This window comes from Paraburkholderia sp. GAS448 (genome assembly GCF_050435685.1).
Classification (GTDB): domain Bacteria; phylum Pseudomonadota; class Gammaproteobacteria; order Burkholderiales; family Burkholderiaceae; genus Paraburkholderia.
Genome location: NZ_JBNDKT010000040.1, coordinates 28,622 through 54,683, shown reverse-complemented (window position 1 = coordinate 54,683; position 26,062 = coordinate 28,622). Strand labels below are relative to the sequence as shown.

At 61.9% G+C, this 26,062-nt stretch carries 21 protein-coding genes and 2 pseudogenes; 7 read left to right on the top strand and 16 right to left on the bottom strand.

The window, feature by feature from the left end:
• Positions 1–182 precede the first annotated feature (182 nt).
• The 3 genes and pseudogenes from P3T23_RS39735 to P3T23_RS39725 all read right to left on the bottom strand — a co-directional run.
• A pseudogene (locus tag P3T23_RS39735) lies at positions 183–511 on the bottom strand (DUF4148 domain-containing protein).
• 528 nt (positions 512–1,039) lie between these two features.
• Positions 1,040–1,351 (bottom strand): hypothetical protein, encoded by a 312-nt coding sequence (locus tag P3T23_RS39730; protein WP_429321522.1) that lies wholly within the window; start codon positions 1,349–1,351, stop codon positions 1,040–1,042.
• 89 nt (positions 1,352–1,440) lie between these two features.
• Positions 1,441–1,818, bottom strand: a pseudogene (locus P3T23_RS39725) (MFS transporter); the annotation flags it as partial.
• A gap of 220 nt (positions 1,819–2,038) precedes the next feature.
• Here P3T23_RS39725 and P3T23_RS39720 point away from each other — a divergent pair.
• The gene (locus P3T23_RS39720; RefSeq protein ID WP_429321533.1) at positions 2,039–2,212 is read left to right on the top strand and encodes a hypothetical protein; all 174 of its coding nucleotides are present in this window, start codon (positions 2,039–2,041) and stop codon (positions 2,210–2,212) included.
• A 271-nt stretch (positions 2,213–2,483) separates the two neighbouring features.
• Here P3T23_RS39720 and P3T23_RS39715 read toward each other — a convergent pair whose 3' ends face one another.
• The 5 genes from P3T23_RS39715 to imuA form a co-directional block, all read right to left on the bottom strand.
• Positions 2,484–4,697 carry a beta-glucosidase gene (locus P3T23_RS39715; protein WP_429321521.1) on the bottom strand — a complete coding sequence of 738 codons (2,214 nt, stop codon included), beginning with the start codon at positions 4,695–4,697 and terminating at the stop codon, positions 2,484–2,486.
• A gap of 476 nt (positions 4,698–5,173) precedes the next feature.
• The gene (locus P3T23_RS39710) at positions 5,174–6,136 is read right to left on the bottom strand and encodes an SOS response-associated peptidase family protein (RefSeq protein ID WP_429321520.1); all 963 of its coding nucleotides are present in this window, start codon (positions 6,134–6,136) and stop codon (positions 5,174–5,176) included.
• 23 nt (positions 6,137–6,159) lie between these two features.
• The gene (locus tag P3T23_RS39705) at positions 6,160–9,309 is read right to left on the bottom strand and encodes an error-prone DNA polymerase (RefSeq protein ID WP_429321519.1); all 3,150 of its coding nucleotides are present in this window, start codon (positions 9,307–9,309) and stop codon (positions 6,160–6,162) included.
• 6 nt (positions 9,310–9,315) lie between these two features.
• Complete coding sequence (locus P3T23_RS39700) at positions 9,316–10,797, bottom strand: Y-family DNA polymerase (protein WP_429321518.1); 1,482 nt, start codon at positions 10,795–10,797, stop codon at positions 9,316–9,318.
• Positions 10,727–11,434, bottom strand: a complete 708-nt coding sequence (imuA, locus tag P3T23_RS39695; RefSeq protein WP_429321517.1) for a translesion DNA synthesis-associated protein ImuA — start codon at positions 11,432–11,434, stop codon at positions 10,727–10,729. Before imuA ends, P3T23_RS39700 begins: the two co-directional genes overlap by 71 nt.
• Positions 11,435–11,519: 85 nt before the next feature.
• Between imuA and P3T23_RS39690 the strand changes: the two genes are divergently transcribed.
• The 3 genes from P3T23_RS39690 (at position 11,520) to P3T23_RS39680 (ending at position 13,706) form a co-directional block, all read left to right on the top strand.
• On the top strand, positions 11,520–11,837 hold the full coding sequence (locus P3T23_RS39690; RefSeq protein ID WP_429321516.1) for a hypothetical protein: 318 nt from the start codon (positions 11,520–11,522) through the stop codon (positions 11,835–11,837).
• A 343-nt stretch (positions 11,838–12,180) separates the two neighbouring features.
• The gene (locus P3T23_RS39685; protein WP_429321515.1) at positions 12,181–12,399 is read left to right on the top strand and encodes a hypothetical protein; all 219 of its coding nucleotides are present in this window, start codon (positions 12,181–12,183) and stop codon (positions 12,397–12,399) included.
• 368 nt (positions 12,400–12,767) lie between these two features.
• On the top strand, positions 12,768–13,706 hold the full coding sequence (locus tag P3T23_RS39680) for a tyrosine-type recombinase/integrase (protein ID WP_429321514.1): 939 nt from the start codon (positions 12,768–12,770) through the stop codon (positions 13,704–13,706).
• A 131-nt stretch (positions 13,707–13,837) separates the two neighbouring features.
• Here P3T23_RS39680 and P3T23_RS39675 read toward each other — a convergent pair whose 3' ends face one another.
• The 5 genes from P3T23_RS39675 to P3T23_RS39655 form a co-directional block, all read right to left on the bottom strand.
• Positions 13,838–14,854 carry a hypothetical protein gene (locus P3T23_RS39675; protein WP_429321513.1) on the bottom strand — a complete coding sequence of 339 codons (1,017 nt, stop codon included), beginning with the start codon at positions 14,852–14,854 and terminating at the stop codon, positions 13,838–13,840.
• 18 nt (positions 14,855–14,872) lie between these two features.
• A complete protein-coding gene (locus tag P3T23_RS39670) occupies positions 14,873–17,551 on the bottom strand; it encodes a DEAD/DEAH box helicase (RefSeq protein ID WP_429321512.1) in 2,679 nt (892 codons plus the stop codon).
• 742 nt (positions 17,552–18,293) lie between these two features.
• Positions 18,294–18,608, bottom strand: a complete 315-nt coding sequence (locus P3T23_RS39665) for a hypothetical protein (protein WP_429321511.1) — start codon at positions 18,606–18,608, stop codon at positions 18,294–18,296.
• A gap of 126 nt (positions 18,609–18,734) precedes the next feature.
• The gene (locus tag P3T23_RS39660) at positions 18,735–20,444 is read right to left on the bottom strand and encodes a thiamine pyrophosphate-dependent enzyme (RefSeq protein WP_429321510.1); all 1,710 of its coding nucleotides are present in this window, start codon (positions 20,442–20,444) and stop codon (positions 18,735–18,737) included.
• Positions 20,445–20,679: 235 nt separating this feature from the next.
• A complete protein-coding gene (locus P3T23_RS39655) occupies positions 20,680–21,627 on the bottom strand; it encodes a pseudouridine-5'-phosphate glycosidase (protein ID WP_429321532.1) in 948 nt (315 codons plus the stop codon).
• A gap of 226 nt (positions 21,628–21,853) precedes the next feature.
• Here P3T23_RS39655 and P3T23_RS39650 point away from each other — a divergent pair, with 226 nt between their 5' ends.
• Positions 21,854–22,651 (top strand): alpha/beta hydrolase, encoded by a 798-nt coding sequence (locus tag P3T23_RS39650; RefSeq protein ID WP_429321531.1) that lies wholly within the window; start codon positions 21,854–21,856, stop codon positions 22,649–22,651.
• A 3-nt stretch (positions 22,652–22,654) separates the two neighbouring features.
• Positions 22,655–22,996 (top strand): hypothetical protein, encoded by a 342-nt coding sequence (locus P3T23_RS39645; protein ID WP_429321509.1) that lies wholly within the window; start codon positions 22,655–22,657, stop codon positions 22,994–22,996.
• A gap of 122 nt (positions 22,997–23,118) precedes the next feature.
• Here P3T23_RS39645 and P3T23_RS39640 read toward each other — a convergent pair whose 3' ends face one another.
• Genes P3T23_RS39640 through P3T23_RS39630 form a run of 3 tightly spaced genes read right to left on the bottom strand, consistent with a single transcriptional unit; the run spans position 23,119 to position 24,819 of the window.
• Complete coding sequence (locus tag P3T23_RS39640; protein WP_429321508.1) at positions 23,119–23,538, bottom strand: RidA family protein; 420 nt, start codon at positions 23,536–23,538, stop codon at positions 23,119–23,121.
• Between the two features lie 37 nt (positions 23,539–23,575).
• The gene (locus tag P3T23_RS39635; RefSeq protein ID WP_429321507.1) at positions 23,576–23,854 is read right to left on the bottom strand and encodes a hypothetical protein; all 279 of its coding nucleotides are present in this window, start codon (positions 23,852–23,854) and stop codon (positions 23,576–23,578) included.
• A 53-nt stretch (positions 23,855–23,907) separates the two neighbouring features.
• A complete protein-coding gene (locus P3T23_RS39630; RefSeq protein WP_429321506.1) occupies positions 23,908–24,819 on the bottom strand; it encodes a LysR family transcriptional regulator in 912 nt (303 codons plus the stop codon).
• Between the two features lie 104 nt (positions 24,820–24,923).
• Here P3T23_RS39630 and P3T23_RS39625 point away from each other — a divergent pair, with 104 nt between their 5' ends.
• A complete protein-coding gene (locus tag P3T23_RS39625) occupies positions 24,924–26,015 on the top strand; it encodes an alkene reductase (protein WP_429321505.1) in 1,092 nt (363 codons plus the stop codon).
• Positions 26,016–26,062: the final 47 nt, after the last annotated feature.

The window sequence follows — 26,062 nt, the reverse complement described above, 5'->3', positions numbered from 1 at the left end:
ACCCCGTACCAGGCGGAATTTCGGGCGCACATGGTCAATGCCCGGCATACAGGGAACGCGCGAAGGTCAGTGCCGGACTTGCAAGCGCGCTGACGGCGAGGGTAAGGCAAATAATCGTCTCCATGACTTGATTGATGGATGCTGCTGGCACCATTGATTGGCCCGTGCGATGTGAGCTTGCGTCAGCTGCCGAAGTACGGCGTACAGAACCTGACCGGTCCGACGCAGGCAGGAACGGCCGAATGAACTTGACCGATGCCGGTTTTGCTAGCCGCTTCGCGTTGGCCGGCGGCACTCGAACCTGGCGTGTCGGCACTCGTGCCGCTTTCGCTTCGCTGCCTGCGTTGGGCGACCTGTTGTGCAAAGATCGGGTTGACGTCGGGGTACGACCTGTCGGTCACGAAGCGGAGCCGTTGTCTTCTGCCTGGTCCAGCTCCTGGCGGACTTCCGCGCGGGTCTTCTCCTGGGCGAATGCGTTAGAAGCGATGCCTGCCGACGCGAGCGGGATCATGGAAAGGCTCAACACATAACATTTGTTCACTTCGCCTTCCTGGATTGATGGTATCCGTCAGCGCATCCCGTCATGAAGAACACAAAATCGCTCTAATGTGGTCACCGGCTCCCCGCGGCGGAGATACAGGCCAATTTCCGCACCATCTCGATGCATCCCTGAATTTGGCTGTTGTACGCGTAAAAATTTTGCTGCGAGACAACAAATTTCGCGCGATACTTGATTCGCCCGCTTCGTCTCCTCGCGGGTTCTTCACCGATGAATGGCCCGCTGGCGCGGGCCTCTTTTCTGGACCGCTGCGGTCTGACTCACGCAAGACGGCTTTGACATCATGGACCTTTGCGACGAGTGCGCCAAGCTTCGAGGCTGCTCCGCTGACCGGGTTCGAGAGGAAGGCATGACGCTGGTCGGCGTCGGTCAATGCGAGGGCGTAGTGGTAATCGAGCACTACCGATGTGAGAAGTGCCAGACGGTCATGGTTCGGCAACTCTGCGGGTGCTCGGCTGAACAAGTATGGACAGCAATTTCCTAGGCCCGTTTGCGCGCCATGTCTTCAAACGACTCCCCAGCTCGAAACCTGTCTAGCCGGTCGCTGGCGGCGGCAATCGCGGAAAGGGGCGCACGCTGCAGCTGTCGGTCGTACGTGGTCAAAATGGCTGCGAACTGCCTAAAGCCATCGTCGTCAAGTGACCAAATTCCCGAATCGCAACCGCGGTCGAATGCCGTCGAGATGACCGTTTCTGCGTCCTGCATCTGTTCAAACGTCGCAATCCCATAGCCAGCCTCCGCCAGCAATCCGGTAAGGATCATGGCCTGACATAGCGTCTGCGCGGCGTTCACGTTGCCTTGTCCGCGACGCATCGCATCGAGCGCGATATGGACATGAAGGGATAGGCGGTCTGCCTCTGGGCGTGGCATGGGAAAAAGCAAGGCGGATAAAGCGCGCGGACCAGCGCGATGCTGACGCTCATCATCGCGCTCCCGCCAAGCCCTTGCAGAATGCGAGCGGTGACGAGCGACGGCAGGGTCGAGGCGACCGAGCAGGCAAGCGACGCGACGGTGAACACAACCAGGCCACCGATGCATATGCGCCTGTGCCCGAGGACATCCCCTAACGCGGCGAATGGCAGAATTGTCGCGACCATGGCGAGCTGATAGGCATTGACGATCCACACGGATGCTGCCGGTGTGGAACGGAGATCGGCGCCTATCGAGGGAAGCGCTGTGTTTGCGATCGCGGTATCGAGAGTCGCCAGCGCGACCGCTAACATGACCGCTACCATCGCACGGCGGTTCTGTGCGGATATCGGGGCATCGAAGGCGCGTATGCCAGCGTTCGATTCTCGGTACTGGCAGAGACGCGCAATCTGCATCGGGTTGCACAAAAGACCGGGCTGACGCAATCGGCCGTCTCGAAGATCGTGCAGCGGCTGGAAGCCGAATTCGAAATCCAACTCGTGGACCGCAGGGGCCGACGCGTCGATCTCACTCCTGACGTCCTTGCTGCGCAATAGCGATTTGATCACGATGCTGACCGAGCAAATGCTCCAGTCCCATCCAGGTCGGGATCTTGTTGCCCTTCCCTACGAGACAGCGCTATTCGAAAGCAGGCTCAGGCTTTTCTATCGCAGGAAAACGTACATGTCGCCCGCGGTGCAAAAATTTCGCGCGGCGTTACACGATGCATTGACTGCCCCATGAAAGCGACCTGGAAGCGAAAACAACAAGCTATCGCACAAGTGGCGGCTGAGACCGGAAAGCCGTGGCCTCGATTCGGATGAACGCGACAGCAGCCATTCGCTCACCGCATCTGACAGATGACGAGAGCCGTCGCACCTATTCCGAGCGGGAATCGCGACTCAGGCCACAAATTCCGCGGCGCTCGCCGCTCGCCATGTTCTGCTGGCGAGCGGTTCAGCCCATTGCCCCGGGCGCGGAACATCCCGCGCCCGGGTGCGTGACGGGACGAGGTTCAGCTCCCTTGCAGCCGGATGTCACGCGACGACGCCCCGACGTACACCGTCCCGCCAGGCACATACCGCCAGCCATTGCGCGACGTGTCCCACACGCTCTGCATGCGCGGCGTGACCGTGATGCGGACGTGGCGTGCCTCGCCGGGGTTCAAGCCGATCTTCTCCCAGCCGACCAGACGTCGCGGCGGTTCGTCGCGGTAGGGCACGCCAAGATACACCTGCGGCACTTCCGCGCCCGCCATGCGGCCATCGTTGCGCACCGTGAACGACACGTCGATCGTGCCGTCAGGGCGATGGTTGACGGAAAGCCCCGAATACGAGAAATGCGTATACGACAGCCCGTATCCGAACTCGAACATCGGCGTGATGTTTTTCGCGTCGTACCAGCGGTAGCCCATGTTCAGCTTCTCCGCGTAGACGGGATCCGGCTCGAACGCGCCGCTCTGCCCCCACGTCGGCGTATCCTGATCGCGCACGGGGAAGGTGACGGGCAGCTTGCCGGAAGGATTGACCTTGCCGAACAGCACGTTCGCGATCGCATTGCCGCCGCCTTCACCCGGATACCAGGCTTCCACGATTGCCGCCACGCTATCCTTCCACGGCATCAGCACCGGGTTGCCGCTTTCCACGACGACGATCGTGCGGGGATTGGCGTGCGCCACCGCCTCGACGAGCGCATCCTGGTTCGACGGATTCGCAAGGCTCAGGCTTTGCAAATCGCCGAAGTCTTCACCCGCCGGCTGCGCGACGACGACAATGGCGACATCCGAGTTGGCCGCGAGCGCCGCCGCCTGGTTGATCTCCTGTTGCGTGTACGCGCGAAACGGCGTCTGCTGATCACTGTTGCCGGCAAAGCTCACCTGCGCCGACGGCGCGAGCGCGTGAATCTCCGCAACAATGGGCGTGTTCAGCTTCAGCCACGGATTGGTCCACCAACTGCACCCGGTCGATGTGCCGAACGTCAAGCCGCCGCAACCCGCGAATGCCCCCGTGACCGGATCACGTGTATTGCCTGACCCGCCGCCCGTCAGCACGGCCGCATCAGCGTGTCCGCCGATCACCGCAATCCGTGAGAGCGAGGCTGCGGCGAGCGGCAACTGGTTGTTGTCGTTCTTGAGCAGCACCATCGACTGCTCCGAGACCGCCTGCGCGAACGCGTTCGCGCCGGCGAAGTCGATCGTGGCGCCGCCCTTCGCAGGATCATCCATCACGCCGGTGCGGATCATCACGTACAGCTTGCGTCGCACCATATCGTCGAGGCGCGCGGTCGAAACCGAGCCGCTCGCGATCGCCTGCCGAACTGCCGTGGGTGTCAGGTAGACGGTGGAACCGACGTCCTCTTCCTCGTCGAGGCCGGCGTTGATCGCGTTCGCCGTACTGTGCGTCGCCCCCCAATCCGACTGGACCTGTCCTTCAAAGCGCCAATCGTTCTTCAGCACGTCGTTGAGCAGATGCGCGTTCTCACATGCATAGGCGCCGTTGAGCCGGTTGTAGCTGCACATCACGCTGCCTGGCTGCGCGCTTCTTGCGGCGATTTCAAACGGCAGCAGATAGAGCTCGCGCAACGTGCGCTCGTCGATCTGGCTGTTGCCGCCCCCCCGGTTATGTTCCTGCTCGTTGCCGGCGTAGTGCTTGATCGTGGCGATGACCTTCTCCCGCTGCGTGCCGTCGATGCGCTCGGCGAGCATCTCGCCGGCGAGCACCGGATCTTCGCCGAGATACTCGAACAGCCGGCCGCCGCGCGGCTCGCGCGCGAGATTCGTGCCGCCGCCAAGTCCCATTCCGAAGCCCTGTGCACGCAGTTCTATCGCAACCTGTCTGCCGAAATCGGAAGACAGGCGGCGATCCCAGCTTGCCGCGAGCGCGATCGTTGCCGGGAAGGTCGTGCTGGCCTGCGATGTGCTGCCGGAGCCCGTCGCGGAGTCGACCATGTTCAGATCAGGAATGCCGAGGCGCGGTACCCCTTGAATGTAGCCCGCACCGCCTCCCGGCACGGCGGACATTGCGTATTCCGAATGAATGAACTGCAGCTTTTCGTCGAGCGTCATCTTGCTGACGAGGGTGTCGGCACGCCGATGCGCGGCCGCCGATCCGAACGCGTTCATCGCAGTTGAAGTGGGCGCGAAATCGAGTGGAAAGTCGGGTACATCCGCACGGGCAGCGACGCACACGGCCGCCGCTAACGCGACCGCCGGCCATAGTTTCTTCTGCATATCTGTCTCTCCGAGATTCTGCTTTTGTTGGAATGCGGAAGCGGAGCGAGTCCGATAGGTTCATACCGGACACGAAGGCTGGCGACGCAGGGTGGCTGCGCAAACGTTTGCCTGCCGGGACGGAATCGGGACCATCGGATTGACTGTAGCGACTCTCCGTGCTGAGTAATGTAAGAATGTAGTCTGACTACAGCATCGGTACTTGTACTAATACGATGCGTTTTTATGCTGAATGATGGTTGTCCGTTGAAACTATTGGCGACTAAACGCGTTGAACGCGCAATGCCCAATGCATTCAGCATGACGAGTACTGACTGAAACTTAGGGATAAGGAATGCGCCAGCGAGGGTTACGGGCCGAGACGCCCTATTCCGTTGACGTTGAAGATGCGAAACGAATGAAATCATCCGATCCGCCGCAGCACACGCGGACCGTCCGGTAAAAAGCGGCTGCTTCGTCTATGCGATCATCCTCTGTCATGCCGCCAACCGGTGCTCATAGTACGGTCGGTCTCTGTCATCAAGAATCGCGTATTGCGCCGCCAGATCAGAAGCATCCGGATTCAGCCATGCATCCATGTTCTCAGGTTTAATCGGAATGATGCAGCGGTCGTGTCCGGCGGCTGCGATCTCCGGCGGCGGCTCATCGGTTATCGCGGCAAAGGACAGAAGGTCCGGCTCACCTTTACCTGACCAGCGCGACCACAGACACGCCACGAGCATGTCGTGAGCCGGATTCGGTCTGAACTCCAGAACGACATTCTCGTCCTTCTCGCCCTCCGCGAGTTGCCGACCTTCCATGCGCGCCCTGCTCACGTTCTCGAAAAACGCGTTGATGACAACAATGCCATGCGAATAACCGAAGAGAGATTTCCAGAACCCTTCCAGGTTGTCGCGACGCGCGTTATACGCGCCCGGGTACTTGACGTCGTATGACGCAGGCTTGCCAGCAATGCGGCACTGATAACGCATGGGCTTGATGACGCGTTGGCCGTGCTCCATCACCATGACCGGCGCGTAGTGTCCGGGGAAAATGCGCGAATCCTCAGCCTTCGGCGACGTACGACGGAGGTCATCGAGTCTGCCGAGGGTCCATTCGATCTTGTCGGTGGCGATGCGCCTGCTCTCCGTCGCCGCTTTCGTCACTTTCGTCTGTAGTGTGCGTTCCGCGTCAGCCAGGCGCGCGCGTTGTTTGAACAGGTCCTGCTCGAGCTTCGTCACCTGTTGCGCATTGAACCTGTCGATGAGCGCCCTGACCTCCCGTTCGTCGTCTGACTGCGGTTCCAGAAACGCATCCTCCATCGCCTTCGGTATCTTCGCCTTGCTGCTACCTTCTGCGCGCTCCCAGAAGAGTTGAATGAACTCCTTGATGCTGATGCGGGCGCCGAACATCCTGACGAACTTTCGATAATCCGCCTGAATCTGAGCCGAATAACACATTGGGACCTCCGTTTTGCGTAGCCTCAATGAAAATTCCTGCTTATCGATGGCAGCTCACCGAGCAGATGCGACATGTCCATCAGCTTGTGAGCAACAAGATGCCGGACCTCACCCTCGCACTGCCATACGCCGAGTACGCCGAGCAAAGACGCGCCCAGCACTTCCTTGCGCTGTCGCTCCAGTACCTTCGGCCAGATAATCACATTGACATTGCCGGTCTCGTCTTCAATCGTGATGAAGATGACACCCTTCGCGGTATCGGGTCGTTGACGTACCGTAACAATGCCACAGCCGCGAGCGAGCCGCCCATTTCGATAGGTCTGCAGCGTGGACGCCGGCATCAATCTGTTCGAGAGTAGTTGCGGGCGCAGGAGTTCCAGCGGGTGTCGTCCCAGCGTCAGCCCCATCGAACGGTAGTCATACACGATGTCGTCAGCTTCGGACGGCGCACCGAGCACGGGCGTCTCGTCCTCCAGCATTGCCGACGCCAGCATGTCCCTGTCCGGTACCGCGGCAACCGACTGCCACAAAGCCTCCCTGCGGTTGCCTGCCAGCGAGGAAAGCGCGTTGGCCGCGGCGAGCACCTGCAGGTCGTGACGATCAAGCTGCGCACGGCGGGCCATGTCGCTTACGCTCTCGAATGACCGCACCGCCCGGGCGGTCTCAATGCGTTCGGCGGACCCATCCCGCATGCCGCGCAGCAGCGAAAGACCGAGACGTACGACGGGTCTGCTGCCATCAGTCCCCTGCTCGAGCGAGGAATCCCATCCGCTGATGGTCACGTCAACTGGCAGCACCACAACACCATGCCGCTTCGCGTCCTGGACCAACTGGGATGGCGAATAGAACCCCATCGGCTGGCTGTTCAGCATCGCCGCCAGAAATGCTTCCGGCTCATGCCGTTTGAGCCAGCTGCTGGCGTACACCAGCAGCGCGAAGCTCGCCGCATGGCTCTCCGGAAACCCGTACTCACCGAACCCTTTGATCTGCTGGAATATGCCGTCCGCGAACGCCTGTTCATAGCCGCGTTCTTTCATGCCATTCACAATGCGGTCGTAGTACTTTTCAAGTCCTCCCTTCCTTTTCCATGCCGCCATCGCACGACGCAACTGGTCGGCTTCGCCCGCCGTAAAACCTGCGGCCAGCATCGCAACCTGCATCACCTGTTCCTGGAAAATCGGCACGCCTAGTGTGCGCGATAGAGCGATTTTCAGCGCCTCACTGGGATAGGTGACCGGCTCGAATCCCTGACGACGCTGCAAATACGGGTGCACAGCGCCACCTTGAATCGGGCCGGGACGCACGATCGCCACTTCAATGACCAGGTCGTAGAAGATCCGTGGCTTCAGCCGGGGCAGCATGCTCATCTGGGCACGCGATTCAATCTGGAACACGCCCACCGTATCCGCGCGCGAAATCATGTCGTAGGTTTCCTGGTCTTCGGGCGGAATGTCCTGCATTTCAAAGCGTTCGCCGCGCTGCTCCGAGACAAGGTCAAGCGTGCGCCGGATGGCTGACAGCATCCCGAGGGCGAGCACATCGATTTTGAGCAGCCCCAGCGACTCAAGGTCGTCCTTGTCCCACTGGATGACGCTGCGCTCGGCCATGGCAGCGTTCTCGACAGGGACCAGCCGTGTCAGCTTGCCTCGACTGATGACAAAGCCACCTGAGTGCTGCGACAGGTGGCGTGGGAAGCCCAGCAGCTGCGTGGCAAGCGACGCCCACGCCTGGATCAGAGGCGTCTCAGGGTCGAGGCCGCAGTCCGCGAAGCGCTTGAGCAGGTCCTTGCGGCCGTCGAACCAGTGATGGGATTTCGCCACCGCATCGACTATCTGCGGGTCGACACCCAGGGCCTTGCCTGTTTCCCTCAGCGCACCACGCGGACGGTATGTCGAGACGGCCGCTGCAATCGCTGCCCGGTCGCGACCGTACTTGCGATAGATGTACTGGATAACCTCCTCGCGCCGCTGATGTTCGAAGTCGACATCGATATCCGGTGGCTCGCCGCGCTCCTTTGAGATGAAACGCTCGAACAACATGTTGCCGCGTGCAGGGTCCACTTCGGTCACCCCGAGGCAATAGCAGACCGCAGAGTTGGCCGCTGACCCACGCCCCTGGCAGAGGATGTGCTGACTGCGGGCAAACCGGACGATGTCGTACACAGTCAGAAAGTAAGGCTCGTATTGCAGGTCCGCGATGAGTTCCAGTTCATACTCAATCTGCTCCTGAACGTTGTGCGGAATACCAGCGGGAAATCGCCGCTGCGCGCCGATCCAGGTTTCCTGTCGCAAATAAGCCGCCGGCGTGAAGCCGTCTGGAACGAGTTCGTCGGGATATTCGTACCGCAACTCGTCGAGCGAGAATGTGCAGCGACCGGCAATGTTCACCGTCTCGGCAAGCGCGTCACCAGGATAGAGGTTGGCCAGTCGCAACCTTGAGCGCAGGTGCTGCTCGGCATTGGGCGCGAGGCTGTAGCCGCACTCATGGACGGGCTTGCCGATCCGGATGGCGGTCATCGTGTCCTGAAGTGGCTTGCGTGAACGGACGTGCATCACGACGTTACCAAGCGCCACCACAGGGACGTCCTGTTGACGGGCAATGAACTCGACCGAGCCACGGTGAATGTCGTCCATGGCGCGCTGATGCAGCACAAGGCCGACCCACGCCCGGCCAGTGAAAGTGTCATCGAGCCACTCAACCTGCGCGTCAAGCACCTCTTCCTTTGCCGGAAAATCCGGTACCAGAATCGCCAGACAGTCGGGCATGCCGCGCAGGTGCCGATATTCCTTTTCGGGCCGCGAGAGGTCTTGCGGCCTGAGCCGGTATTCGCCCTTGGGCGCACGGGTGCGAGCGAGGGTTATCAGTTCGGACAGGTTGCCGTAGCCCTCACGATTCCGGGCAAGAAGAATCAGCCCGAACGCGGGCGAGCCATCGGCGTTCACCAGCCGGAAATACGAACCGACGATGAATGACAGCCCGGCTTCCTTCGCAGCAACGTGCGCGCGGACCACGCCAGCGAGCGAACATTCATCGGTGACCGCGAGTGCGGAGTAACCCAGTTGCGCGGCGCGTTCAGAGAGCTCCTCTGCATGCGACGCGCCATGCAGGAAGGTGAAATTCGAAAAGCAGAACAGCTCGGCGTACGCCGGCAGCGCGGTGAAGGTCGAATCCATGGTGCATCATCCGAACAGTCCGTGCAGAAACCACTGCGGCTCTTCTTCGGCATCCCGGCTGCTGACGCGCTCGCGGTACACCCAGTAGCAGCTCTGGTCGTCGCCCTGCGCGACGAAATAGTCACGCGTGATGAGCCCGCCGTCGTACCAGCCCGCTTCAATTCGCTCGCCGGGCGACACCATACGCAAGGGCGAACCGTAGAACGGCCGGTGCTGCCGTATCAGCAGGCGCACAGGCTTATCCAGCATCCAGGTCGGCCGCGGCAGCCCTTCGGGAAGCTCGATATTTTTCTGCTTCTGACTGACCGGCACCCACTGGTTGGCCACCTCGGGCCGGTGGTCGGGTGTCGGCGCCGGACGAAGCACATTCTCTTCGCCCAGCCTTGCCGCCAGCAGTTCGAGGAGCCGTGCGTGGTCCTCGGGAGAACCGCCGGGCTCGGGGAACAGGGTGTCCGATGCGGGCGCGGCGGCTTCGACCTTCGACGCATCGAGCCGCAGTGCGATGACGGGCGCTGTCAGTTCGATGCGATGCAGCCGCTCCTTGAGGAGCCGCACAAGATGGTCCTCGCGCCATGTCGGCTCGCCCAGAGCGACGTCGATGACTGTGGGTTCGATAGCGTTGCGTCCGCGCTCGTGCTCCAGCGACAGCTGAATGGCAGTCACCGCGAGTTGTTTCGCGCTCAGCCAGCCGCACAGCTGCACGATGAGCCGGTGCGCGCCGAAGACCGCGCCGTCGGCGTCTTCAAGGCGGTCGGGCATCTCGATGCGGGCCGAGAACGTAGGGGGCAACTCAAGCCAGTCGAACAGTTCGGGCGCGGTGCCGAATGCGCGGTCGAGCGAATCGAGCAGATGCTCGCCACATCGCCGCTGCAGGCCCGCGCGCGGCAGGCGCCGGATGTCGGCAATGGTCTCGCAGCCGAGGCCCGTGAACCAGTCAGAGAACGGACGGACTTCGGGGACGGCCAGCATGGGCAGCGCGGACAGCCGCTCTTCGAGTGTGGCGAGCTTCAGCACGCGCCGCGCACCCGGTCCACTCGCATACTTCGCCAGCAGCCATGCGCCCTGCCCGGTGGGCGCGGCGCTGATGCGTGCGGTCAGCCCGAGTGTCGCGAGCACGGCTCTCGCCTCCCGGCACAGCGCGAGCAGTCCGCCGAAAAGACGCAGGCTTGCGCCGACGTCAACCACGACGGTCGCCTCGTCGAGCAGCGTCACTTCGGGCGCAAACCTCATCAGCGCGATACCCACTTCGCATTGCGCCGCATCTTCGCGGCCTGCATCACGCTCGTGCATTTCCGTTTCCGGCGACAGGGTCAGCACACCGCCGCGTTTCATCCCCGGACGCACGCCAGCGGCGCGCGCCGCACTGTCCGCAATGACCACCTTGTCTTTCTCCAGTACCACACTGCCATGAGGCGGCTTAGACGACCAGTTCGGTCTGAAGACCTCGAGCGGCAACTTCGGCAAGTGGACGGCGAGAAAGACGCGCATGGCGGGAAAGCAGAACAGGTGTGGGTTGAAGGGGAATCGACAGAGGCTCCGTGCGCGTGGGCCCTCGTCGTTTCACGATGTCGACGGTCAGGCCGTCCGGTGCCGGTCGCAACGCCAGCCGCAGCAGCGCAGGCGACGAGTCCTGCGCCGCAGCCAGTGGCCGGACCATGATGAACAGGGTTTCCGACGACTGCGCCGCAAGGTGTAACCGGCGCAGCGACGAAGCCTGCGCATGCTGCGCCCAGAAGATAAGCGCGCCACAACTGCCGGCCCGGAGAATCTGCTCTGCAGACCACAGCGCGTCCGCTGTTTTTTGTGCTTTGACCCGCAACACCTGCGCGAGGGAAAGGCCGATATAGCTCAGCCCAAGACCGTCAGGCGTGTGCGGCGGCTGAACGAACGCGATGGGCCGCTTGTCCGCGGCGCTGAGCGCCGGTCGCAGCAGCCGCAGCTCCCCCACACCCGCCTGCTGGACCAGCAGGTCGACCAGCGCACCGACCGGCCAGCCACCACCGGGAAGTTCGGCTGACAGGGCCGGATAACCGGTATCAATCACCCGTCCACGGCTGCGCGCGAGCTGCGACGCCCGCCACAGGGACGGGTGAATCTCTTCTGCGCGGACGGAAGGTGCGGACATGGGATTGTAAAAGACTGTATATTTATACAGTATCCTACACTCAAATCCGCGAAATTGAACTGACACTTTTATATCGAGGCTCCCTATGGACATGCGTACCAGGAAACCCACTCCTCATCCGATGCCGGAGCTAGCTGCATTCATCGCCGACCTGCGTGATGCATTCGGCGACACCACCATCGATGACATCATTTGTCGCGGGAAAGCGGGTGAACCCGTCTTCTACGTATGTGAAAATGGCACGTCCGTCGGAACGGCCAGTGCGTCGAGCACCAACGCGTGGCAGGTGGACGAATCCCTTCGCGACCGGCAGCTTTGCCCCGGCTGCGATGGCACATGCGTGGGAGAGGCGGTCCGGTGTGCCGACTGGTTGAAGCGTCGCAATATGGGGAAGAAAAAGTGAGACAGGCAGGCTGTGGGCTATTGTTGCTCGTGTGCACGTCGATGGTGTTCGCGGGTGAGCGGTATATCGAAGTCTGGAATCCGCCCGAAGCTCAAGGTGGAGTCCATCAATCCAGGAACGCGTCGCAACCCTTGAAGCAAAGGCATACCGCGGCTCATGCGGTCAGGACACGAGCACGTCACATCCCAGCCCCTGCCCCGAAGCTCGCCATGACGCACCACGCCCCCGCCGACGTGGCGCGCAATCCTGCTCCGGACATGTCCCAGATTCCGCGGCAAATCACGCCGGAAGGAAATATCCTTCGCGTTGACTCACGCCGCTACAAGGTCGAGGTTTCGCGCTGATGGAAGTTGAGAACTACAGGGGATACCGTATCTGGGGCCATGCTATCGTTCAGCAGGAGGACATCCTTCAACCAGAACGATATGCGGCAAGCGGAACGATTACCCAGAACAACAGGCTTGTTGAAGCCTCGGGCGTGCTCGGCGCCTTTGAAACCGAAGAAGAGGCCCAACTGGTCGGCCTGAGCTGGGCTCGCGCATGGGTGGACAACCACGGCTGAGTCGTTGCGGTGGCAATTGCGCAATCACATGATCACGATGCCAGGTTCACGACGCATGCCCTCTGCGCCAGTGCGTACGTAGCGCGACGTCCACCACGGCTCCCAATGAGCGCCTGAAGAGTTAGCTATGACAACTCTCTCCGCAAGGTGATCTGTGCGAACGAGGCTTTCTCGTTGAGGACCTTGGCCTGCCGAAAACCCGATGATCGCGTGCTCCGCGCGGATCGTCGCCGACGACGCGGTAGCCTGCATGGAAGCGATTGCGGCACACTACCGGGGCAAGGCCACCCCTTCCGCTTATAGACCAGCTGGCGAATCGGAGATTCGCAGTGCGAGCGGATGTGGCTAATTCAGTATATAAGATCGAGATGAATCCCTTTTCCAGTTGGCTGGAGCAACCGGTCGATGCGTACCGGGAATGGCAGTCGTTCGATGCCGCGGGGGCCGACCGGCGGCCATTTTCTTCGCGCTCGATCACCCAGCACGCCGCGATGTTCGATCGCTTCATGCGGCATCTCACGAACCACCGCGCTACGCTGGCCACCTTTGGCGCTGAACACCTCGAATCGTTCTTCGCCGAGGTCGACAATCGGTGTGCTCCCGGCACGACCACCCGCATCCGGTACGCAAAGCTGGTCGACCGGTTGTGCCGTCATCTGGTTGAGATTGGTGTGCGCAAGGGCAATCCCGCCGTCGACTTTGTTCGCAACGAGGCGTGGCCTGACGATGAACCGCAACCACTTTTTCTTGACCAGGGCGCGGACGAGCGTCTGCAGGCGTTCGTTCAGCCTCGACCGGGCGATCCGGACCGTGAATGTCGCAACCGCGCGATAGTCGCCCTGCTGCTCGGAACGGGCATCACCGCTGCGGAGATTCGCTCAGCCTGCACGGGCCACCTGGTCATTGACGCCGTGCGGCCGCACGTTTTCGTGCCGAAGCGCGGTGCACGCGACGAGCGCAAGGTAACGCTTCCCGGCTTCGCTGTCCCCGCGCTGGAAGTCTGGCGACAAGCGACGCTTCGGGACGACGACAGCCTGTTGTTCCCCGCGCCGCGCGGCGGAAAAATGATGAACGACATGCTTCTAGGACTGATCGTGCGCGACGCCCTCGAAGCGATCAACTTCAACGCCCCGGACATGAGTCCCCGTGTCCTGCGCAACACCTATGCGCGCCGGCAATTGCTCGCCGGGCGCAGCAACGAGGACGTGAGCCTGCTGCTTGGCCTCGTGAGCCAGCGCACAGTGGTTCGCCTTCGCGCAACCCTTCCGAACACTGCCGATCCCCTCCGCGTCGCTCACGCGACTTGACTTTGCCCCGCGAGCCGTAGGGTGGCTTCTGCCGGTTCACTCGACCGGGCGCCACCAACCCGAAGGAGCGCTTGTCTCCTACCGTCGCCCGTTCGTCGATATCGAATACGCAGACGAAAGCGAATCGGAGTTTAGCGGGACTTACCTTTCACCGGTTGAGCACTGGCTCGCTTCCTTGTTGCAGCCTCTTTCGGCGTTCCAGTCGAGTTCGCCACGTTTGCCTTTCCGGTAACGACGTTGCCAGATGCTGATTTACGCGGCCCAGCAGATGACTTGACTGGCAACTTCTTTGTTACCGGCTTTTTGTCCGCCGCAGTCTTCGCGGTCGCGGGTGGCTTCCGGATTGTCGAGACAGCCGACCTGACCGCCTTCTTTGCTGTCACCTTACCTGCCGATGGCTTCTTACGTCCGGCAACAGGCTTCGCCGGTGGGTAAGCTTCGGCCATCTCGATGCCAAACACATCGGCCACCAACGCGTCGTCAAGCACTTTGGCGGTAGCCGGGCGTTTTCTCGATTCAGGCAGACCGACACCGACTTGACTGACGAGATCATTGGCATCGACCCGGCGCAAGGTGAAGAGGGATTCTGGCTGCTGGTCGAGCCGTGCGCCGACGCCGTAGAGCACGGCAGCAACGTGCTTGCACATCGATGCCCAGTCCGGGCAACTGCAATTGAACGCGATTTCCTTCGGCGCAGGGAAAAGACCGGTGCCAGGTTTGCACATGCGCTCCATCACGGCTGTCGAGAGCTTGCCCTGCAGGAGTTCCACGATCGAATCAATCGACCCCGCGCAATCGGCTCCGATCGCTCGCCATTGCTTTGCAGGACACGCCGTCACGGTCACGGCGACCGTGTAGAGGCTCGAACCCATTACCTTCGCGCGGACTTCGCCTGCCGTAATCTGAAGATCGATCACTGAACCGTTTCGCACATAGGTACGGCCGCGCGGCAGGCGGTTGGCATAGTCGCTGTAGCCTTCCAGATTGTCGCACCAGGCCTTGCCCCAGAAGGTCCTGGCGATGGCACCCCGATACGGCGCGATGGGCGACAGGACCGCACCAGCCTTCTTCGCCCTGGCGGCGGCCCGTTCGGCCTTTTTTCTGCGCTCGGCGACCGAGACATAAGGCTTCCAATCCCCGTAATCCATTGCGCTTCCTCTTGACGATCAGTTTTCTTGCGCGGCATGAACGTCGAGCTTCACAAGATCGAGCAATTCGCGATCGCTCATCTCGGTGAGCAGGAGTTCCGCGCCGCCCTCCAGCACATCCTTCACCAGTTGCTGCTTCGCTTCGATCAACTGGTCGATACCGTCCTCGATCGTGCCACGGCAGATAAACTTATGCACCAGGACGTTCCTCTGCTGGCCGATACGAAACGCACGGTCAGTCGCCTGATTTTCCACGGCCGGGTTCCACCAGCGATCGTAGTGGATCACATGGGAAGCGGCGGTGAGATTCAGACCCGCCCCACCCGCCTTGAGCGAGAGCACGAAAAAGGGCGTCAGCTCATCTTTCTGGAATCGCTTGACCAGTTCCCGGCGCCTGGCTACCGGAGTGCCACCATGGAGCACCAGACCTTCGCGACCAAAGATTGAACCCAGAAATGCCGCCAGCGGCTCAGTCGTCTCGCGGAACTGGGTGAATACCAGCACCTTTTCCTGCTTTGCGGCAATGACTTCGGCCAGTTGCCGCAAGCGGGCGAACTTGCCGCTGTCTTCGGCCTTCCACGCCGCGTCGCCCAACCACTGCGACGGATGGTTGCATATCTGTTTGAAGCGCATCAGGAAGCTCAGCACTACACCCTTGCGACCGATGCCTTCGGCGTCTTCAAGCGCGGCGGCCAGATCCTTCACCGCGCGCTGATAAAGCGCCGCCTGGCTCGGGCTCAGGTGGCACCAGGCCTTGAGTTCGGTCTTGTCCGGCAGGTCGTCGATGACCCGCTTGTCGGTCTTCAGGCGGCGCAGGATGTACGGCCGTACGAGCGTTCTCAGTGGGCCGAAGTGCTCGGCCTTCGCCAGCCGCCTCGTAAATCTGGCGAAGACTTTCTCTGAGCCCAGCAGACCGGGGTGGGTGAAATCGAAAATGGACCACAGGTCGGAAAGGCGGTTTTCCACGGGGGTTCCGGTCAGCGCGATGCGCGATTGTGCAAGGAGCTGCTTGACCTGTATCGTTTGCCTCGCGCCCGGGTTCTTGATCGCCTGCGCTTCATCGACGACGGCGACGCGCCATTGGATGGTCCCCAGTACCGGCTGGCGAAGAAGTGAGCCAAAGCTGGTGATGACGAGATCGATGTCCGCAAGCCGCGTGGCGTCCAGCCCGCGCAAATCGGCCGCCGGCATGACCGACGGATGGGCGATCAACAGGCGCAAACCGGGGGCAAAGCGCTCGGCCTCCGCCGCCCAGTTGGCCAGCAGCGACGCGGGGGCGACCAGCAGACTGGGCCGCGCCTCGGCGCTTTCGCGCTTCAGCACGAGCAACAGCGAGAGTACCTGCATGGTCTTGCCGAGGCCCATATCGTCCGCCAGGCAGGCGCCCAGTCCGAGCCGCGTGAGCAGGTACAACCACTGCACGCCGGCCTGTTGGTAGGGCCGCAGGCTGGCCTTGAGTTCCGGTCCCGGGCTGATCTGCGCCAACCCCTCCGGCTGACGCAACTCCTGCAAGATGTCGGCCAGCCAGGGCCCAGCAACAAGCTGCGACCAGTCGCGGTCAGCGGAGTCGCTGCTATCGTCGAGCGAAACACCCGCCAGAAGGCGTAGGGCATCATTAAAGGGCAGACCGGTTTTTGCCGCCGTTTCCATCGCCTCGAATCGCTTCAGGAGACGACTGAGCTTCTTGTTGTCCACCTCGACCCAGCGACCACGGATGAGTTGCAAGCCGTCAGCGCCTTTGAGCAGATCCCTGACCTCAGAGGCACTGAGACGCTCGCCGTCGAGGGACACCTCCATGCTGAAGTCGAGCAACGCTTCCTTGCCCAGGAGCGAAGGCGGCCGTGCGCCGACGCTGGCTTTCACAACGGGACGAGCCGGACGGCCCGACTGCCAGACGCCTGGCGTGCGAACGACAATACCTGCGGCTTCGAGTTTGGGCAGGTCTGTGAGAAGACGGTAGGCATCAAGCGGTGTCCAGCGCAACGGATGGTATATCTCCCCTGTATCCACCATTTCGCGAAGCCAATCGCAATGCTCCGCGGCGCGCTGCACCGGCAGCAGCAGCGACAAAAGCTGCGCACGACTCCTCGCTCCGGAAAATTCCGCCAGGGCTTGCGACAGTGGCTGATGTTGCGCTTTGCCATGGGCCGACAGGCGCGAGGTGTAAGTCGCCAGGAAGGCGAACGGTGACTCCGGGTCCTTGCGGTTCTCAGCGAGGTTGAAATGGACGCGGCCGACGAGATTCCAGGCCGGGTGACGTAGCTTGAGGAAATCCTGAAGCGAGACTTTTGCGGTCGCCAGTTCCTGGTGCAAGGCGGTATTGATCTCGCCCCACAGCGTGGTCAGCACATCTGGCGTGAGATACTCCCCGCCCGTCATCGGCGGCGCATCGGCAATCAGGGCATCGAAATCCCTGGCAGCAGGCGTTGCGACCGCGATCTCTCCGCCTTCGGGCGTAGCGCACAAGGCGGCGACGTAGCGCGCGGCAAAATCACGCCACCAGGCCCATGCGGGCGGCAAAATGCGGCCGATTTCCGCCGTTCCCAGATGCAGCAGGCCATGCCCCGCGCCAAGCGCAAAAGAACTGTCAAGCCGCAGTCGCGTTTCATCCGCCAATAGTGGCGCGGCGTCTTCCGGCACCGCAAGCAGGTGACCGCGTGGCGTCAGGTGTGGCGCGAGAATGTTGGCAGCAGTCAAAGACGGGCGCCCTCATCGCACTGTTGCGACCAGCGCTGAAGCCGCCCGTTTTCACGGAAACCGGCTTCCGAATCAACCAGCAAGCCCACCGGCCCAGTGCGAACTGCGCGAATCTCCGTTTGTGCCTGGTTCGATCGAATTGTCGAGCGGCCCGACCGCCCGGGATATGCCCGGCCGCTGCGTTGTGCATGTCTCTCGAACTGTCTTTTCATCTGCTGTAGACCAACCTGATCGCTACGTATTAACTCACGGAATTTTGACCCCGGCTCTGCCGCCCACTGACCAACCTTCACGGCGGTCCCCGCGAACTTCCGAATTCTGCCAAAAGAAACACGACTCACCGTGAAAGGGTACCAAAACCTGAGTCATACGAGATTGGATCCCGACGGCGGCACCCGCCCGCGCGGCGAAAATCAGCTGGTCCGCTTGTTACAAACGACCAAATGGCGGAGTGTCCCGAATGGCCAGCGACCTGGTGGATCGAGTCTGTACCTCAGTGTCCGGTACCTGAGCGAAAGCGACGTTCGAATGTCCATCTGAATGCACGGACGAAGGGCCGTAGATGGCCGATAAGGAACGACGTCTATCGGCTCTCCCTTCAGCGCATCACCCGGGAGTTCGCAGATGAATCAGGGGTCGAGGGCGACCCCAGTTCAATTGATACGCCCTGTCAGCGTCGGGTGCGGCGCGGGCTGCGCAGAAGCCGTGCCGCGCCCCACCCGCCTGCGGGCAGGCTGTCAGGTTACTGCATGCCTGGTTGCACATATGTCCGAACACCGGCGAGCGGCGACCCATACGCACCGCCTTGTGGATTGTTCGGCAGGCCGTTCACGAGTTGCGCTCGCGGATCGGTCGGATTGAGGTTCATCTCTCCGGCCTGAATGTTGCCGTGTGCGGGATACTCGCTGCCGCGTGGCGCGTTGGGCATCAGTCTCGGGCTGTTAGACGGTGCCCTCATGTCGGTCACCATCGAGAGCCCCTGAGCGAGGACAGATCCTGTCGCCACGCACACGGCAGTCGCGACGACGACACGAACAAATCTGGCTGGCCGCTTCATGCTCGACTCCTCAAACGTTGATCGACCTCATCCAGTGTAGGCGACGAAGACCGAAAACCCAGATCGTCTCGCAAGGCAAGCATACGGCGACCCCGGACGACCGCGCCCCGCTTAACCCGGCAAGTCCTATAAATTTTCGCGGATCATGGCGAACACGTCGGCGGACTGCCCTTGCAACATGGCTTTCGCTGAATAGAGGACCATTCCGTACGCAGCCCCCCACTCGATTTTCGGCGGCATCACGAGCGTCATCGGATCGACCTTGACGTTCAGAAGCGCGGGGCCGGGCTCGTTCAACCATGTGACGACTGCATCTTCGAGCTCATCGGCTTTCGTCACCGTGCGCCCCCATAATCCGATCGCCTCGGCGACCTTGCCGAAGTCCGGGTTTTGCAGGCCCGTATAGAGCGGGAGCATGCCTTCGGACTTCTGTTCGATGTCGATAAATCCAAGCTTGCCGTTGTCGAACACCACCACCTTGATGGGCAGCTTCTCCTGCACGACCGTCATGAGCTCACCGAACAGCATGGCGAGACCCCCGTCGCCGGACATGGAAATCACCTGGCGTCCAGGCTGGCACTTCTGCAGCCCCAATGACATCGGCAGGGCTGCCGCCATCGTGCCGTGGAGCAGACTCGAAAACACCCGGCGTTTTCCGTTCGTCTCGATATGCCGATAAAGCCAGACAGTGGGCGTCCCATCGTCGGCGCAGAAGAGCGCATCGCTCGCTGCGTGCCGGTTGATCAGCTCGGTCAGATAGATGGGAGGAATCGTCCCGCGGCTCGACGGAACGGCCTTGGCGCGGTGGGTTTCCAGCGCATGGGCGTACCGTTCGACCAGCTTGTCGCGGAACTCGGTTGACGTGCGCGGTTTAAGGCGTGGCAGCAACGCCTCCATCGTGGACTTGATATCTCCAACGAGCCCCAGCGTGACCGGATGCCGGCGGCCGAGATGATCGGGTGCGAGGTCGATCTGAACGATTTTGGCCGTATCCGGGTAGAACTGCCGCCACGCGAAGTCAGCGCCAAGCATCAGCAAAGTCTCGCATTCGGATACCGCCAGATAGCCCGCTTCCCCGCCGATGATGCCGGTCATGCCGACGTTGTACGGGTTGTCGTGCTCAAGCACGTCCTTTGCGCGGGACGTGTGTGCAATGGGCGCCTTGAGCCGCTCGGCTACCGCAAGGATTTCAGCGTGGGCGCCACGACATCCCGAACCCCCATAGATCGCAATCTTGTCGCCTGAATTGAGGATTTCAGCGACACGGTCGAGGTCTGCGTCACTCGGCCGGACAACGGGCACATTCGTGTGGACCGAATACGGGACGTCATCGCTCGCATTGGCATGGGCAATGTCAACCGGAACGATCAGCACGGCCACGCCACCCTTTGCAATGGCGGTCTGACAGGCAATCACCGTCTTGCGTCGCGCCTGCTCCGGCGTAATGATCATGTCGCAGAACACGCTGCACGATCCGTAGATCGCCTTGAAGTCCAACTCTTGAGGAAAGTTGAAGCCGATTTCCTCGCTCGCCACCTGGGTTGCGATCAGGATAACCGGAGCCCGATTACGGTTGGCGTCCACCAACCCGTTAATGAAGTGAAGGCTGCCAGGGCCGCAGCTTCCCGCAACGGCCGTCAAGTTGCCGGTCAACATGGCTTCGCCTTCGGCGGCGAACGCTCCCGCCTCCTCGTGGCGCACATGGACCCACTCGATGTCGCTCTCGTTAATGTGGTGAGCGATGAGATTCAGCGTGTCGCCCACGATCCCGTAGCAGTGCTTTACGCCCGCCGCGGCGAGTGTGTCCACAATAATCTCGGCAACTTTCTTGCTCATGTCTGCTCTCCTGAAGCTACCCTGTTCATGAAGTGACCGACCATCCTGACGGTCAAGCGATTTTTGACCGCTGACGGTATCCGTCTGCAAAGTACGCCGCTTTTCCGGCTAGCTCAATCACATGAATGTGGTAGATGCGTCAACTGCATGCAGGATGCTCGAGGGCGGGCGGCTGTTAAAGAAGCGGTCGCTGGAAGCTGACGCGAAGTCTGGTAGAGAACGGACGTTCCGGTGGCTACGCCGCGCCTGTCCCGCGCTCTGCGTGTGCCAACGCCAGCGCCAGCCGTGCCCCGACCTCGGCATTGTGTTTCACGAGCGCGATGTTTGTCGCCAGGCTGCGGCCACTCGTCAGCGCCTTGATGCGAGCCAGCAGGAAGGGTGTCACGGCCTTACCGGTGATTCCTTGCGCCGTGGCCTCGGCGAGCGCCTGCTGAGTCAGCGCGTCGATCTCGTCGGACGTCATCGCTGCCGCTTCGGGCACCGGAGTGCTCAACACCACACCGCCCTCGAGGCCCAGGTCCCACTTGGTGCGGATGAAACGTGCCTGCTCCGCCGCGTCGTCCAGCCTGAAGTCCGCGCGAAAGCCGCTGTCGCGTGTGTAGAACGCAGCGAAATTGTCTTGCTCGCAACTGAGCACCGGCACGCCGTGCGTTTCCAGATATTCCAATGTGAGCCCGATGTCCAGGATGGACTTCGCACCGGCACAGACCACCGCCACCGAGGTCTTCGCCAGTTCCTGCAGGTCGGCCGAGATGTCAAACGTTTCCTGCGCGCCCCGGTGCACGCCGCCAATGCCTCCGGTGACGAAGACCTCAATGCCGGCCAGCGCGGCACATATCATCGTGCCGGCCACTGTCGTGGCGCCGAGCCCGCCGCCGGCCAGCACGGCCGGCAGATCGCGGCGGCTGACTTTGTGTACCTGGTCCGAGCGGCCGAGCAGTTCCAGTTCGTCGTCCGAAAGGCCGATGCGGATTCGCCCTCCGATCAGCGCGATAGTCGCGGGCTCGGCTCCCAGGTCGCGGATCAAGGCCTCCACTTCGCGCGCAGTGCGAACGTTCTCCGGGTAGGGCATGCCGTGGGCGATGATGGTCGATTCCAGCGCCACGAGAGGGCGGCCAGCGGCCTGTGCAGCAGCTACAGGCGCGCTGCAGGTCAACCAGGAGTGTGCGAGGTCGGCAACCATGTCGATGCTTTCGGTGGTGTGATTCACTGAAGTATGCAGCACAAGACTGGTCCATGGTTCGCTGTGCAAGCGCGGGGCGTCGTTGCCACCTGCCTGTTGCCTTGGAGCCGCCCCTCCCGGCGCCGTCAGCGCGCGGCGCGCGACGACACGCATGAACACAGGCTATGGCGAATGCGCGCTAAACTGAATGCGCTACGGAAAAGATCGATGGATCGGGCTCAAGGCGATGAAATTCACCGGGTTGATGCTGCGTCTCACCGTTGCGTGCCTGATTGTGTTCGCAGGAGTCGGCATCTTGCAGGATCGTTTTATCTACTTCCCTGAGAAGGCTGCAATCGAGGACGTCGTTTCCGCCGGACTTCGCGCCTGGCCGACACCTGAGGCGTTCCGGGGCCTCGTGGCCGAGCCGGCCGGATCTGCGCGCGCCACTGCCATCGTCTTTCATGGCAATGCGGGGCATGCCGGACACCGTTCGTTCTACGCCGCAGCGCTCACCCGGCTCGGGCTGCGCGTGATCCTCGCCGAATATCCAGGCTACGGGCCGCGCGACGGCACGCCGGGCGAAGAGAGTCTGGTCGCTGATGCCCAACAGACCATCGCGCTGGCGCATCGCCTCTATGGCGCGCCGCTGCTCCTTATCGGCGAATCACTCGGGGCCGGCGTGGCGGCCGCGGCCGGCTCGCGTGAACGCGACAAGACCGCTGGCTTGCTGCTCATCACGCCATGGGATCGGCTCGAGCACGTCGCCGCCTGGCACTATCCGTGGCTGCCCGTGAAGTGGCTGCTGCGCGACCGATACGACAGCGTGACCCACCTGGCGTCGTTCGGCCGCCCTGTTCTTGTCGTGGTTGCGGAACGCGACAGCATCGTCCCGCCGCGCTTCGGCGAAGCGCTCTACAACTCGCTGGCCGAACCGAGACAACTGATGGTGGTGAAGGTGGCTGAACATAACGACTGGATTGGCCGCGTCGACGAAACCTGGTGGCGGGAGGCAATCGGCTTCCTGCTCACGCCTTCGCATTGAAATATGAAATCACGCTCCGTCCCGTCCAGCAGGGAACGCTTCTATGTCCTCGATGCGAAGAACAGACCTGTCGAGGTGTTCGACCGCAGCGAGTGGTCGCGCTGGATGACTGAGAACGAACTGATCTTCCGCCGCACGCTGCTGGACGAATCCGGTGTGACGGTCACAACCCGCTTCCGCGGTGCGTCCGAACAGAAAACCGGGGAGGCTTCGCTGTTCGTGACGCGCGTCGCCGGAATGGAAGCGCGAGACAACAAGAGCTACGGAGCACGTACGCTCGATGAGGCGCTGGAGCAGCATGAACTCATCGTGCAGAAAATCCTCCGGATGCTGACCAGGCAGTGATCGCCACAGCGCAACGATTCTGCGAGCGTACGACGCTGAGGCGAACGCTCGCGGTTTGCGCCTGGGCCTTGGGGTGCACGGTTCCGGCCGGCTCATCTCTGTTAGCAATATCGCTCAAGCGATCAAACGTTGCGTGTCGCAGCAACCGCTTTGATTTCAACCAGGAGGGTTGGCCTCGCCAACGCTGCTACCCCGAGAATCGTCCATGCGGGAGCATTCTCTTTGATGTAGCGGTCCTTGATCTCGCGAAATGCCGCCAGTTGCTTATCGATACCAACGTGATAGGTGACGAGCTCAACGAGGTCCCCGAAATCGAGCCCCGCTTCTGCCAACACCGCGCCCAATCGCTGGAACGCAAGGTCGATCTGCTCTTCGACGGAGCCGGGAACGGTGCCGTCAGCCCGGATTCCTATCTGGCCGGCTACAAATAGCAGCCCGCCCGCGGCCACTGCAGGCGCGTAGTTAAATGTCCTGAAGACCTCGGTGCTGCCGAGAACGGGATGTGGGTTCGCGAGTACGACTGTCGTTTTGGAAGCATGCATGACAAGTGCCCTGAAAGATAAAAAGGTGGTGGTTAAACTACTTGAGACCAAGCGATCCCCGCCGAGCCTGGTCCTGCTCCTGGGATTCGAACAGCGTCTTAAAATTGCCCTCGCCGAAACCGTCCTCCCCGCGTCGCTCGATGATCTCGAAGAAGACCGGGCCGAGCTGGCGTCGGGTAAACCGCTGCAGCAATATCCTTCCGTCAGCCTTGCCGTCCACCAGGATGCCCCGACGTTGGATACTGTCGAGGTCCTGCCCGCGGCCCGGAGCCCGTGTATCGAGGCTCTGGTTCCAGGCCGCGGAGGGCGCATCCATAAACGTGATTCCAGCGGTTTCCAGGGCCGCGATCGTCTTCTCGATAACGACGCCTACGTTGCCCGATCGAACTTGTGTGCAAACCGCTCCGTCGCCCATTCGATGAAGACGCGCAACCGCTGGCTCATATGCCTGTCCGGCGGATACACGAGGAAGAAGGGGTACGGATCCGGTTGCCACGCCGGCAGAACAGGCAGAAGCTCGCCACGCGCGATCGCGTCCTTCGCAGCAAAGGAGAGGGTTTGAATCAGACCGAGGCCGGCCAGCCCAGCCGCGACATGGGCGTTGCTCTCGTTGACACCCATGCCTTGTGAGCCGCCGATTTCGATTCGCTCGCTGCCCTTCTGAAAACGCATCGGCATGATGCGTCCAGTCCGGGCCGAGACGTAGCTCACGATGCGATGGCCGCTTTTCAGCTGGTCGGGATGCGTCGGCCTGCCGTGCTGCTTCAGATAATCGGGCGCCGCGCATGTCACCCACGATGCACGGCCAAGCGGACGTGCGATGAGCGAGAGCTCGTCGACGCTACCGCCGCGGACGACACAATCTACGTTCTCGCCAATGAGATCGACTTGTCGGTCGCTCACGCCCAGATCGACACGTATGTCGGGATATCGCGCAATGAAATCGGGCAGTGCGGGGATCAACACGCAGCTTGCGTTCGCCGAGCCAATGTCGATGCGCAGCCGCCCGCGCGGACGCTGATGTGCGCTGGCGAAACCCGTGTCGATGTCTTCGAGCTCCTTCAGCACGCGCGAGGTGCGCTCGTAGTACGCGGCACCGTCGGGCGTGACCGTAACGCGTCGCGTCGTTCGCTGGAGCAGCTTGACGCCGAGATGCTGCTCCAGCAAACGCACGAGTTTGCTCACCGTGGCGAGCGGCATGTCGAGCGAGTCGGCGGCACGCGTGAATGCGCCCGCTTCGACAACGCGGGCGAACACGCGAATGGCAAGCAACTGGTCCATGTCGATTATCTATTCACGTAGATAAACTTATTGGATTTAGCCACTTTTTCAACAATCTCCTCGTTTGTACAGTAGCTCACACATCTTTGAAAAGGAAGTTGATCGTGACTACGAACGTACTTGATGGCCTGTTTGCGCCCGTTCGCCTCGGCAGGCTGGAACTGAAGAACCGCCTGGTCATGGCGCCGCTGACCCGCAGCCGCGCCGGGTTTGACGGCACGCCGGGAGAATTGGCCGCGGAGTACTACGCGCAGCGCGCGAGCGTCGGCCTGATTGTGACTGAAGGCACTCAGCCGTCTGACGATGGTCAGGGCTATCTTGCCACGCCGGGCATCTATACCGATGCGCATGTGGCGGGATGGAAAAAGATTACCTCCGCCGTCCATGAGCGCGGTGGCCATATCTTCATCCAGCTCATGCACGCAGGGCGCATGTCGCACCCGGACAACACGCCGCATCATCGTCAGAGCGTCGCGCCTTCGGCCATCGCGGCGCCCGATACGCCGATGTTCACGGCCAGGGGGATGCAGGACATTCCGGTACCGCGTGCGCTGACGACCGGGGAGGTGCGCCAGACGGTGTCCGACTTCCGCTTCGCGGCACGCCGCGCGATCGAGGCCGGCGCCGATGGCGTCGAGATCCACGGTGCGAATGCCTACCTGGTCCATCAGTTCCTTGCATCAAGCGCCAATGCTCGCATCGACGAGTATGGCGGCTCGATCGAAAACCGTGCCCGCTTTGCCATTGAGGTGGCGATTGCAATCGCTGAGGAAATCGGCGCTGACAGGACGGCCATCCGCCTGTCGCCCGGCCTGGCGCGGTGGGGCATCGACGAAGGCGCCGAAGGACCGGCGCTCTACCGCTATCTGGTGGCTGAGCTGGACAAGCTCGGTCTGGCGTACCTGCATGTCACGCATCAGGGCAACGAACCGCTGCTGGCTGACATTCGCAAGCTCTGGACGGGCACGCTGATCCTGAACCGGCCGGGCCGCCCCCGTGACGCGATTGGGGCCGATGTGGCCTCGGGGCTCGCCGATCTCGAGGCGTATGGTCAGATGGTGCTGGCCAACCCGGATTTCGTCGCGCGCCTGAAGACCGGCGCACCGATGAACGATGCAAACCCCAACGCCTTCTTCGGCGGCGACGGGCACGGCTATATCGACTATCCGGCGCTGGCCGAAGCCGGGGAACCCTGAGGGATCGCGCCATGCCTGTCATCGTTTCTCTTCGACGCGCGAATCAG

Coding starts and splice junctions, on each gene's coding strand:
- P3T23_RS39710 (WP_429321520.1), bottom strand. CDS start 6,136: ATGTGTTATTCGGCTCAGATTCAGGCGGATTATCGAAAGTTCGTCAGG.
- P3T23_RS39640 (WP_429321508.1), bottom strand. CDS start 23,538: ATGCATGCTTCCAAAACGACAGTCGTACTCGCGAACCCACATCCCGTT.
- P3T23_RS39700 (WP_429321518.1), bottom strand. CDS start 10,797: ATGCGCGTCTTTCTCGCCGTCCACTTGCCGAAGTTGCCGCTCGAGGTC.
- P3T23_RS39630 (WP_429321506.1), bottom strand. CDS start 24,819: ATGGACCAGTTGCTTGCCATTCGCGTGTTCGCCCGCGTTGTCGAAGCG.
- P3T23_RS39635 (WP_429321507.1), bottom strand. CDS start 23,854: ATGGATGCGCCCTCCGCGGCCTGGAACCAGAGCCTCGATACACGGGCT.
- P3T23_RS39645 (WP_429321509.1), top strand. CDS start 22,655: ATGAAATCACGCTCCGTCCCGTCCAGCAGGGAACGCTTCTATGTCCTC.
- P3T23_RS39680 (WP_429321514.1), top strand. CDS start 12,768: ATGAATCCCTTTTCCAGTTGGCTGGAGCAACCGGTCGATGCGTACCGG.
- P3T23_RS39650 (WP_429321531.1), top strand. CDS start 21,854: ATGAAATTCACCGGGTTGATGCTGCGTCTCACCGTTGCGTGCCTGATT.
- P3T23_RS39675 (WP_429321513.1), bottom strand. CDS start 14,854: ATGGATTACGGGGATTGGAAGCCTTATGTCTCGGTCGCCGAGCGCAGA.
- P3T23_RS39685 (WP_429321515.1), top strand. CDS start 12,181: ATGGAAGTTGAGAACTACAGGGGATACCGTATCTGGGGCCATGCTATC.
- P3T23_RS39705 (WP_429321519.1), bottom strand. CDS start 9,309: ATGGATTCGACCTTCACCGCGCTGCCGGCGTACGCCGAGCTGTTCTGC.
- P3T23_RS39655 (WP_429321532.1), bottom strand. CDS start 21,627: ATGGTTGCCGACCTCGCACACTCCTGGTTGACCTGCAGCGCGCCTGTA.
- P3T23_RS39660 (WP_429321510.1), bottom strand. CDS start 20,444: ATGAGCAAGAAAGTTGCCGAGATTATTGTGGACACACTCGCCGCGGCG.
- P3T23_RS39720 (WP_429321533.1), top strand. CDS start 2,039: ATGCTGACCGAGCAAATGCTCCAGTCCCATCCAGGTCGGGATCTTGTT.
- P3T23_RS39665 (WP_429321511.1), bottom strand. CDS start 18,608: ATGAAGCGGCCAGCCAGATTTGTTCGTGTCGTCGTCGCGACTGCCGTG.
- P3T23_RS39715 (WP_429321521.1), bottom strand. CDS start 4,697: ATGCAGAAGAAACTATGGCCGGCGGTCGCGTTAGCGGCGGCCGTGTGC.
- P3T23_RS39690 (WP_429321516.1), top strand. CDS start 11,520: ATGGACATGCGTACCAGGAAACCCACTCCTCATCCGATGCCGGAGCTA.
- imuA (WP_429321517.1), bottom strand. CDS start 11,434: ATGTCCGCACCTTCCGTCCGCGCAGAAGAGATTCACCCGTCCCTGTGG.